Origin of the sequence: Treponema saccharophilum DSM 2985 (assembly GCF_000255555.1) — a bacterium.
GTDB classification, from domain to species: domain Bacteria; phylum Spirochaetota; class Spirochaetia; order Treponematales; family Treponemataceae; genus Treponema_D; species Treponema_D saccharophilum.
Genome location: NZ_AGRW01000035.1, coordinates 41,085 through 50,602, shown reverse-complemented (window position 1 = coordinate 50,602; position 9,518 = coordinate 41,085). Strand labels below are relative to the sequence as shown.

Here is a 9,518-nt window from a genome sequence, read left to right as displayed (position 1 = left end):
GTTGCGAGCGCACGCTCCATGCAATAAAGAAAAACGCGCGTAAAACAATGCGTGCGCCGATTACCGCGTGCGCCTGTGGCTTTCGTAGAAATGTTCTTTGTCGCGGTACATTGCTTTGTCGGCGCGGGCGAATACTGTGTCGGTGGATGTGTCGGTTTTGCTGTCGAACGAGGCGGCGCCCTTCGAGACGGAAATCCCGTCGTCGGTGCCGGAGGTGTGGTTGAATTCGGAAAGCTGCCTGTCGAATTCGTCCATGAGACCGGCAGTTTTTTCGTCGTCAAGTTTTTCTTCGAGGACGACGAACTCGTCGCCGCCGATGCGGTAGACTTTTTCGGCGCGGAAAACCGATTTCATGATTTCTGCGGCGTCTTTTATGAGCTGGTCGCCGTTCTCGTGCCCGAACTTGTCGTTCACGCCCTTCAGACCGTTCACGTCGAACATGAAAACGGTGAATTCCGCCATCTCCTCGTCGATTCTCCGTTTCAGCTCCTTCACCTTCTCGATGTACGCCGCCTTGTTCCGGCATCCTGTCATCGCGTCGGTGTATGCCATCTCGTTGATGTGCGCGATGTAGTCTTTCAGCTCGACGGAAATTTTCCGGATTGATTCGGCGAGGACGCCGATTTCGTCTTCCGACTTGAACGGGACGGGCGTGTTCAGCTCCCCGCGCGCGATTCTTGACGCGGCGTCGGTTATCGCCTGCAGCGGGGTTATGATTTTCGAGGCGATGAGATTTGCGACCGCCGCCCCTCCCGCGATTATGAGGACTAGGACGAGCACAGTGAGAAACATCATTTTGAGCTGCCATCGCAGAATTTCGCTTTCCGGAACGGAGATGCCGAGGATGATGTCGTTTTCGAGCCGGCTCATGATGAGGCGGTGCATTTTTCCGCGCCACTTGTACGCGAAATTCTTCCCCGTTCCGATATGGTCGCTTGTCAGAAGCCTTTTTATCGAGCGGAGGTCGTTGTCGTACGAGAATTCCTCCGCCCGAAGCCCGTCGGGAAAATCCTTGTGGTATATGATGTTTCCGTTGTCGTCGATGAGGAAGCTGAACGCCGAATCGTATTCGATGTCGTCGAGGATTTCGCGCAGGCGCTCGAGCTTCACGTCGATTCCTGCTGCTCCGATAAATTCGCCGTTTTTGTGGAGCGGGACGGTGTACGATGCCGTCTCGATGATTTTTCCCGTGTTCCTGCATTTTCTCGGCGCGAACCAATTGGAGCCGCCTTCTTTCTTCGTCCTGTAGAACCATCCGGCGTAAGGCTCGTCATCGTCGCTGAAGTCCGCGAGGTCGAATTTCATTGTGCTGAAGAAATGCTTGTTGTTCGATTTTTTGTCCATCATCACGACGTACGAGCCGACTCCGGCCGGGGCAGTTTTCTTGTCGAACGAAAAGTAGAACGAATGCGCGAATTCATGGGATTTGTTCGGTTTGGAAACCTCGCTTATGAAGCTCTGCTCGATTTCCCTCCCGTATTCGCTGTCGACGCGCAGCTTTTCGAGGTCCGCCTTCGACTCCAGCTTCAGCGCTATTGCGTGCGCGCTCTTCTCTATCGAGGAGAAGCATTCGTCAACCATGTTCGTCTTCAGCTCGGAAAGGTATTTCATCGACCGCCCGGAATGCTCCTCGCTCGCCATGTGGACGCAATAAAACGCAAGAGCGGTGAGGAGCGCGGATACGCCCGCTATTGTCGCAATCAGTTGCCGGATGAACAGTGTCCTCAACGATTTCATTTTCTAATCCCTTTTGACGCCGTTTCCGCCCATTTCCTTGACGAAATAGCAGTACTGGGCCGCGCGGTAGTAGTTTTTCTTTATCGTATCGGAAATGCGGACGGCAGTCAGCCCGACCGATACCGTGACGACGCCGTCGGACTCGACGTTGCGGACGAACTGCCGGCAGACCGCGAGCGCGCTTTCCATCGGAAGCTCGAAAAGAACGAGGAATTCGTCTCCGCCCCATCTGAGCGTCATCCCGTTGTCGCCGAGAAGCCGGCTCATGTTGTGGACGACAGAGACGAGAACTTCGTCCCCGTTCGCGTTGTCGTTCGTTTCCTTGAAAAAATCTATGTCGAACACGGCAAGACAGCGGTATCTCGTCGTGTTGAACACTCCGCGCTCCCCGAACATGTCCTTGAAGAAATTCCTGTTCGGAAGCCCCGTCAGCTTGTCCGTCTGGTCCTCCTTCCCGTATACGATTTTCGGCGGCGCTTTCTGCTCGCGCGTCATCGCCCGCTGTATGTAGAGCGAAAGCGAGAGGAGGGCGGCTGCCGCGAGCATGAAAAGCATGTTCGCCGTGCTCGTCTTCGAAATGTCCTTCTGGATGATGATGTACCATCCGGCGCATTGGATTGGCTTCGCGAAAACCATCTCGCTGATTCTGTCCGTCACGGTCATCCTGCCGTCCGCGCTGCTCTTCACGGGAATCATATGGAGGAGGCTTTCCTCGCAGATGTCGTTGAAAATCGCGCTGACCATGACAAGCCCGTTCTCGTCGACGACGAAAATCCTGACGCCGTTTGCTTTTTCCATGTCCGAAAGTTTCCGAATTGCCGATTTCATCGATATTTCGACAGACACGATTCCGATGAATTCGCCGGAGCTGTCGTTTATACGCGTGTTCATGTATATCGCCGATTTCTCGACGCTTTCCTCCGCCTTGACGGCGGCAAAACCCGTCACTGCCTCAGATTCCCTGAACTGCTCGAACCAGTTGTCCTCCGCCTTTTCGGGCGATAAGACGCGCTCGATTCCGTCGTCGCGGTAGCATCTTCGGCTTTTTTCGGAGATTATCGCGATGTGCGTGAGAAGGAATTCCGCCTTGAGCCGCTCGAGGAATCCGCGTATCCGTTCGTCGTCGCTTTTCTCGTCCGCGCTTTCCGTCTTCAAAAACTCTTCCACGAACGAGTCGTGCGCTATTACGCGGGCGACTTCCGTCGGCACTTTTATCGAATTCGCCATTTCCTCGAATATGCGCTCCGCCATGTTCTCGTCGGCGGCAATCATGTTCTTCGTCGCGTCGCTCATTATGACTACGTGTATCGTCACAAGAATGACTATGGGAAGCGCGGCCGTTAGTATCTTTCTGATGAGAATGTTCTTCTTCATTTTGTACCTTGAATACCTGTTTTTGCGCCGCGCACCGTTCGGAATGACGCAAGAATGTAACCACCGAAAATTCTGACAGAGTTTTTACAAAAAACGCCGCCCAATCCCGAAGGAGCGGACGGCGTTTCGAGCCGGCGCTGTCCGGAGCTTTTCCGGGCAGCACTTATTATATACCAAAAGCTTTCTATAGTTCGAAAACTGTGCTGCTTTTGTTACGAGGGCTGCTTTCCGATATACGCGAGGATACCGCCGTCGACGTAAAGGATGTGTCCGTTGACCGCGTTGGATGCCTCCGAGGCGAGGAACACGGCGGGGCCGGCAAGCTCTTCCGCGTCGAGCCAGCGTCCAGCCGGAGTCTTAGCGCGGATGAAAGAGTCGAACGGATGCATAGAGCCGTCAGCCTGCTTCTCGCGGAGCGGGGCAGTCTGCGGAGTCGCGATGTATCCAGGTCCGATTCCGTTGCACTGGATGTTGTATTCGCCGTACTCAGAGCAGATGTTGCGTGTGAGCATCTTGAGTCCGCCCTTCGCCGCTGCGTAGGCAGAAACAGTCTCGCGTCCAAGCTCGGACATCATAGAACAGATGTTGATGATTTTTCCGGCCTTCTTCGCAATCATTCCCGGCAAAACTGCCTTTGAAACGATGAACGGAGCGTTCAAGTCGACATCGATGACCTGGCGGAATTCCTCAGCCTTCATCTCAATCATCGGGATTCTCTTGATGATTCCGGCGTTGTTCACGAGAATGTCGACAGTTCCGACGTCCTTCTCGATTTTCTTTACGGTTTCCTGAACCTGTGCCTCATCAGTGACGTCGCAGACATATCCGTGGACGTCATTGATTCCTGCTGCTTTGTAGTTTTCGAAGCCCTTGTCGAGCTGCTCCTGTCCGCGGTCATTGAAGACGATTTTTGCTCCCGCTTTGGCGTATGCCTTTGCGATCGCGAAACCGATGCCGTAAGATGCGCCAGTAATCCAGGCAACTTTTCCTGTGAGGTCGAAATCTTTCATCTCGAATTCTTTTGCCATTTGTATAGCCTCCAAATATCTTTATTTAAAGATATAAGACAGAATATTTATCGTCAATCATGAAAGTATGGACAATTCCCTCAAGAATTCGGACAATTCCCTCATAAATTCTGAATTGTCGATGAACTCAGCTTGGCGTGCTCCTCGAACATCTTCTTGAAATCCAAAATGAAAAGCGGCTTCCCGTCGTGCTTGAGCGTATACGAGATGAACTCTTTGGGAATCGAGCATTCCGCGTCGTCAATGCGCTCCTCCTCGTATATCTGTATGACATCCTGAACCGAATCCGCGACGAGCCCGTAAAGGATTATGTTCTCGATTTCGCTTCCGTCCGGATTCAGACGGCGCGTGTGGACTTCGACGACGATGATTTTCGTCTTCTTGTCCACCTCGTGCTCGTCAAGCTCGAACCTTCTGCGCAGGTTCACCACGGTGATTCCCTGCCCGCGCGAATAGATGAGCCCCTCAATGTAGGAAAGCGCGCAGGGAACTGCGGTCGGCTTGGTCATGTTAAGAACTTCAAGCACAGAGTTGACGTTTATGGCGTATGTCGTCTCGTCAACAGTAAATGTCAAATAATTCTCCATAAAAACCTCCCGTCCCGCGCTTTCCTGAAAATCAGAATTCCTCGAAATCCGCGTCGCTTACGAGGTCTGCGGCTGTTTTTCTCGTCACCGTCCCGCTGTTGACCTTCTGCTCGCTTTTTTTCTCCGCGGGCTGCTCCGGTGATGATGTTGTCTCCGACGGGGCAGGGGCGGCTTTTGGCGCTGGTTCTCCTGGCGTGGGTTCCGGTTTCTCCGGCTGCGGCTGCTTCTGTATTTTTATCTTCTTCGGCTTCTTGCTTTCCTTGTCGTCTTTTTTGACGTCGGATTCCTTCTCCTTCTGCTCTGCCTTCGCTTTTTTCGTTCCGGATGCGTCGTCACGCGCTTCTTCCTGCGAAATCGTTTTGAATTCCGTGTTCGCGGAATCGCCTATCGTGAAGAATGAGATGACCTTGACAAGCCGTTCCGCCTGCGCGCTCAGCTCCTCCGCCATTGCCGCCATCTCTTCCGCGGCGCTCGCGTTCTGCTGGACGACGCTGTCGAGCTGGATTATCGCCGTGCTGACCTGCTGCGCCCCGTTGTCCTGCTCGCGGCATGCCGTCGCGATTTCCTGGACGAGCTGCGATGTGTTCTCGATGCTCGGAACAACTTCCTTTATGAGCTGTCCCGCGTTTTCCGTTGTCTCAAGCGTTTTGTGAGAAATCTCGCTTATTTCTCCGGCTGCCGCCTGCGACCGTTCGGCGAGTTTCCTGACTTCCGATGCGACGACCGCGAAACCCTTTCCAGCTTCGCCCGCGCGCGCGGCTTCGATTGCGGCGTTCAGCGCGAGCATGTTCGTCTGGCTTGCGATATCCTCGATGACCTTGATTTTTTCGGAAATCGTCTCGACGGCATTGACGGCATCCTGAACGGCAAGCCCGCCCGCCTCCGCCTTTGCCGATGCGACGTTCGCGATGTCGCTCGTCTTTGCGGCGTTGTCGGCAGTCTGCCTGATGTTGCTCGTCATCTGCTCCATCGTCGCGCTCATCTCCTCGGTCGATGCCGCCTGCTCGCTCGCGCCCGATGAAACGGACTGGCTCGACGAGGAAAGCTGCTCGCCGCCGGAGCGGACCTGCATGACTGTTTCGCGGACATGCTCGATTGTCGTCGTCAGCGACGCCATCATTTTCTGCAGCGCGCGACCAATTTTCCCCAGCTCGTCCTGCCTCATCATGACCTTCTCGCGTGCCTCGCGCGTCTTCTCGTCGAGCACGAGGTTTCCGTTCGCGACGGAGTTGAGGGCGTTGTAGATGAGGATTATCGGCTTCGATATCGAATTCGCGAAGAGGAACCCGATCCCGAGCGCGATTAGTATGAAGATGAGGGAGACCGTACCGAGCGTCATCTTGAGGATTTTGATGCTGTCCTTGAAATCGGATGACGGTGCCTCAATCGCGATTGACCAGTCGGCGATTCCGATGGGCGTGTATGCGATGTAGTATTCCTTTCCGTTTATGTGGATTATCTCCGCGTTCGTCTCCGATTTCATCATTTTCTTGGAGACGTCGGCGAGTTCCCTGAAGCCCGGCTCCGTCGTCTGCGCGAGCTGCTCGAATGTCAGCGATTGCTTCACGTATTCCTCAACTTCCGCGTAGAGGATTGCGCCGCTTTCCCGGTTTATGATTGCGACTTTCCCGTTTTTGCTTATGTTGAGCTTCGACGCGAATTCCTTGAGGATTCCCGTGTTCAGGTTGACGGCGAATGCTCCGATTACGGTGTTGGAATCGTCGTAAATCGGGACGGCACCGTATATGGAAGGCTCTCCGCGCGCGCTTATCAGCGGACCTGATATCGTCGCGTTGCCTTTTATCGCTTCCTGAAAATAAGCGCGTGCCTGAACTTCCCGGACGATGTTGTCCGTCGTCAGCGAGTGGCCGGTCGGGTCGCAGACGAGGAAGTAGCGCGCGTAGCTGTCGAAACTGTCCACATAATTTGCCACGATAGGCGCTTTTTCCTCGACTGGCACGTGCGCTTTCAGGCTGGGCTGTTCCGCAAGCATCTTCATCGCGATAAGGTCGGATTCGAGCTTGAGGTCCGCGTAATTCGCCACGTTCTCCACAAGCGTCCTCATGTTCGCGAGCGAGCCTTGGTCTACCGAGCGGCCTGCTATGTGGACTGAAATCGCCATTAATGTGACTCCAGTTGCGACAAGTGACGCCGCAAGGAATGTTGTCAGTGCAGAGCGAATGCTTTTCATAAATCCTCCGGGAAGTCCACTGTTAAAATTTTTCAAGACGGATGAGCGGCCGGAACTTCACCGCCATCCGCCAGGATTTTTTTTGTATCAGCCGATTATCTTTTTGACGACCGCAATCAATTTTTCCGACGTGAACGGTTTGACAATCCATCCGGTTGCGCCTGCCGCTTTTCCCTCGTCCATTTTTGACTGCTGGTTTTCCGTTGTCAGCGCGATGATAGGCGTGAATTTATAACCTTCGGTCTGACGAAGCTGCTTCGTAAGTTCGATTCCGTCCATGTTCGGCATGTTGATGTCCGTGATGACGAGGTTGAATTTGTCAGTCTTCGCCTTTGCGAGCGCGTCGATTCCGTCGTTCGCCTCCACAATCTCGTAGCCTTCCTGTCCGAGAATGAACGATATGCTCGTCCTTACCGAGATTGAGTCGTCAACCGCAAGTATTTTCTTTGCCATGATTTTTCTCCTTTTCTGCGCAAATTATGATTTTCTCATTCTAGCATTATTCAGCATTGTTTGTGCGATGTCTTGAAGCGGCACTATCTTGTCGACGGCACCGGCTTTGACAGCCTCGCACGGCATTCCGTAGACGATGCACGTCGCCTCGTCCTGCGCGATGTTGAAGGAACCCGCGTCGTGCATCTCCTTCATTCCCTTCGCGCCGTCGTCGCCCATGCCCGTCATGATGATTCCGATGGCGTTCTTTCCCGCGTACCGTGCCGCGCTTCTGAAAAGAACGTCTACGCTCGGTCTGTGGCGCGAGACGAGAGGACCGTCCTTTATCTCGACATAGTAGTCCTTGCCCTGGCGTTTCAGGAGCATGTGGTGGTTTCCGGGCGCGATGAGCGCCTGCCCCCGCTGAACCATGTCGCCGTCCTCCGCTTCGTGAACCGCGATTCTGCAAAGCGAATTCAGCCTCTGCGCGAACGATGCCGTGAAATGCTCCGGCATGTGCTGCACGATGACAAGTCCCGGCGAGTCTTCCGGAAGCGCCGTCAGGAAATCCTTGAGTGCTTCCGTTCCGCCCGTGGACGCGCCGACGATTACAACCGTGTCCGTCGTGTCGATGGGCGCCTGGAACGGGTTCGGCTTTTCGAGGATGACGTCCGCCGTGAGTTTCGGCTGTATTCCGCCCGAAAAATCCGGGATTTTCGGGAACACGGGAACGTCGTCGATTTCCTCAAGCTCCTGAATGTCGTCGTTCTGGCTGCTTTTCACGCGCCCGAACTGCGGAATCTTCTGCTGCTCGACTTTGCGCCCGGTGACGCGGATGTCGTCGGAGACTGCCTGCGAATGTATTTTCGCCTGCGACGGGATGAGCTGCTTGATTTTTCCCTGGCAGCTGTTCGCCGATTTTATAGCCTCGACGAGCTTTATCTTCGATTCCTCCAGAAACTTTTTCGTCCCGATTGACGGCTTGAGGATGATTTCCGCCGCGCCGTATTCGAGCGCCTTCAGCGATTCGCGCGAGCCTTTCTCGACGAGCGTGGAGCAGATGACGCACGGAATCGGGTCGATTGTCTCGTTCATCTTTTTGAGGAACGTAAGCCCGTCCATGCGCGCCATCTCAATGTCGAGAATGATGACGTCGGGGCGCTCGTCCCTGATTTTGCGGACGCCTATAATCGGATCGGGAGCCGTGGCGATGACCTTGATTTCTTCCGTAGAATTGAGAATTTCCGTTATCGTCTGCCGCGCGAGCGCAGAATCATCTATTATCAAAACTTTTATAGGCATGTCTCACCTCTCGATTTCTTTTCTGAACATCGTCGGACCGACATTCCTCAGCGGAAGATTCATCCCGAAAATCGTCTCGGAATGGCCGAGGAAAAGGTATCCGCCGGGAATAAGGTGCTCGATAAGCTTTCTTATAACCGCTTCCTGCGTCGGCTTGTCGAAATATATGAGCGCGTTCCTGCAGAATATGATGTGCTTGTCCGTCTCAATCGGGTAGGACGAATCCATGAAATTCAGCCGCTCGAACCTGACTTTTTTCCTGATTTCCGGCTTGACCCGCACCTGTTGCGCCGCCTCGTCCTTCGACTTGAGGAAATACCGTTTCTTCATGTCGAACGGAAGGTCCTCGACGTCGTCCATCGTGTATACGGCGTTCTCCGCTTTCTCGAGCATCCGCGATGAGATGTCCGTCGCGAGAATCGAAAAGTCCGAGAAAGCGCCCGGGTGCGTGCGGAAATACTCGCTCATGACGATTGAAAGCGTGTAGGGTTCCTGCCCGCTTGAGCACGCCGCCGACCATATGTCGATTTTGCTGAATCCGTTCTTGGCGAATTCGGGAAGAATCGTCGTCATCATGCTGTCGAAATGCTGCTTCTCGCGGAAAAAGCTCGTGAGGTTCGTCGTTATGACGTCAATCATCAGCGCGATTTCCTCGTCGGAATGGGAGCCGGTCGAGAACGCGTACGCGATGTAGTCGTCGAACGATTCCATTCCGAGCGCTTTGAGGCGCGACTGCAGGCGCGACTGCACCATGAGCTTTTTCTGCTCCGGCATCTTTATCCCGACGTTGTTCTGTATGAAGTCGGCGATTTTGAGAAACTGCTTGTCCGTTAGCTCTGCTTGTTTTTTGAGGAATTCTGCGCCCAT

8 protein-coding genes are annotated in these 9,518 nt (G+C 54.1%); all 8 read right to left on the bottom strand.

What is annotated here, in order from left to right; genetic code table 11:
* Nucleotides 1-60 precede the first annotated feature (60 nt).
* Nucleotides 61-1,737 (bottom strand): sensor domain-containing diguanylate cyclase, encoded by a 1,677-nt coding sequence (locus tag TRESADRAFT_RS02880; protein ID WP_002702663.1) that lies wholly within the window; start codon nt 1,735-1,737, stop codon nt 61-63.
* 3 nt (nt 1,738-1,740) lie between these two features.
* Entirely contained in the window at nt 1,741-3,111 is a 1,371-nt protein-coding gene (locus tag TRESADRAFT_RS02875; RefSeq protein ID WP_002702662.1) for a sensor domain-containing diguanylate cyclase, read from the bottom strand.
* 212 nt (nt 3,112-3,323) lie between these two features.
* A complete protein-coding gene (locus TRESADRAFT_RS02870) occupies nt 3,324-4,139 on the bottom strand; it encodes a gluconate 5-dehydrogenase (protein WP_002702658.1) in 816 nt (271 codons plus the stop codon).
* Between the two features lie 101 nt (nt 4,140-4,240).
* Nucleotides 4,241-4,726 carry a chemotaxis protein CheW gene (locus TRESADRAFT_RS02865; RefSeq protein WP_002702656.1) on the bottom strand — a complete coding sequence of 162 codons (486 nt, stop codon included), beginning with the start codon at nt 4,724-4,726 and terminating at the stop codon, nt 4,241-4,243.
* A gap of 31 nt (nt 4,727-4,757) precedes the next feature.
* A complete protein-coding gene (locus TRESADRAFT_RS14885) occupies nt 4,758-6,917 on the bottom strand; it encodes a methyl-accepting chemotaxis protein (RefSeq protein WP_002702655.1) in 2,160 nt (719 codons plus the stop codon).
* A gap of 87 nt (nt 6,918-7,004) precedes the next feature.
* Nucleotides 7,005-7,370: a response regulator gene (locus TRESADRAFT_RS02855; RefSeq protein ID WP_002702654.1), complete on the bottom strand. Its 366-nt coding sequence runs from the start codon at nt 7,368-7,370 to the stop codon at nt 7,005-7,007.
* 24 nt (nt 7,371-7,394) lie between these two features.
* Nucleotides 7,395-8,651, bottom strand: coding sequence for a protein-glutamate methylesterase/protein-glutamine glutaminase (locus TRESADRAFT_RS02850; protein ID WP_002702653.1), 1,257 nt, complete (start codon nt 8,649-8,651; stop codon nt 7,395-7,397).
* Nucleotides 8,652-8,654: 3 nt separating this feature from the next.
* Nucleotides 8,655-9,518 (bottom strand): CheR family methyltransferase, encoded by an 864-nt coding sequence (locus TRESADRAFT_RS02845; RefSeq protein WP_002702652.1) that lies wholly within the window; start codon nt 9,516-9,518, stop codon nt 8,655-8,657.

Excerpts from the sequence above, each read along its gene's own strand:
- TRESADRAFT_RS02875 (WP_002702662.1), bottom strand. The coding sequence starts at position 3,111 with ATGAAGAAGAACATTCTCATCAGAAAGATACTAACGGCCGCGCTTCCC.
- TRESADRAFT_RS02850 (WP_002702653.1), bottom strand. The coding sequence starts at position 8,651 with ATGCCTATAAAAGTTTTGATAATAGATGATTCTGCGCTCGCGCGGCAG.
- TRESADRAFT_RS02880 (WP_002702663.1), bottom strand. The coding sequence starts at position 1,737 with ATGAAATCGTTGAGGACACTGTTCATCCGGCAACTGATTGCGACAATA.
- TRESADRAFT_RS02845 (WP_002702652.1), bottom strand. The coding sequence starts at position 9,518 with ATGGGCGCAGAATTCCTCAAAAAACAAGCAGAGCTAACGGACAAGCAG.
- TRESADRAFT_RS14885 (WP_002702655.1), bottom strand. The coding sequence starts at position 6,917 with ATGAAAAGCATTCGCTCTGCACTGACAACATTCCTTGCGGCGTCACTT.
- TRESADRAFT_RS02870 (WP_002702658.1), bottom strand. The coding sequence starts at position 4,139 with ATGGCAAAAGAATTCGAGATGAAAGATTTCGACCTCACAGGAAAAGTT.
- TRESADRAFT_RS02855 (WP_002702654.1), bottom strand. The coding sequence starts at position 7,370 with ATGGCAAAGAAAATACTTGCGGTTGACGACTCAATCTCGGTAAGGACG.
- TRESADRAFT_RS02865 (WP_002702656.1), bottom strand. The coding sequence starts at position 4,726 with ATGGAGAATTATTTGACATTTACTGTTGACGAGACGACATACGCCATA.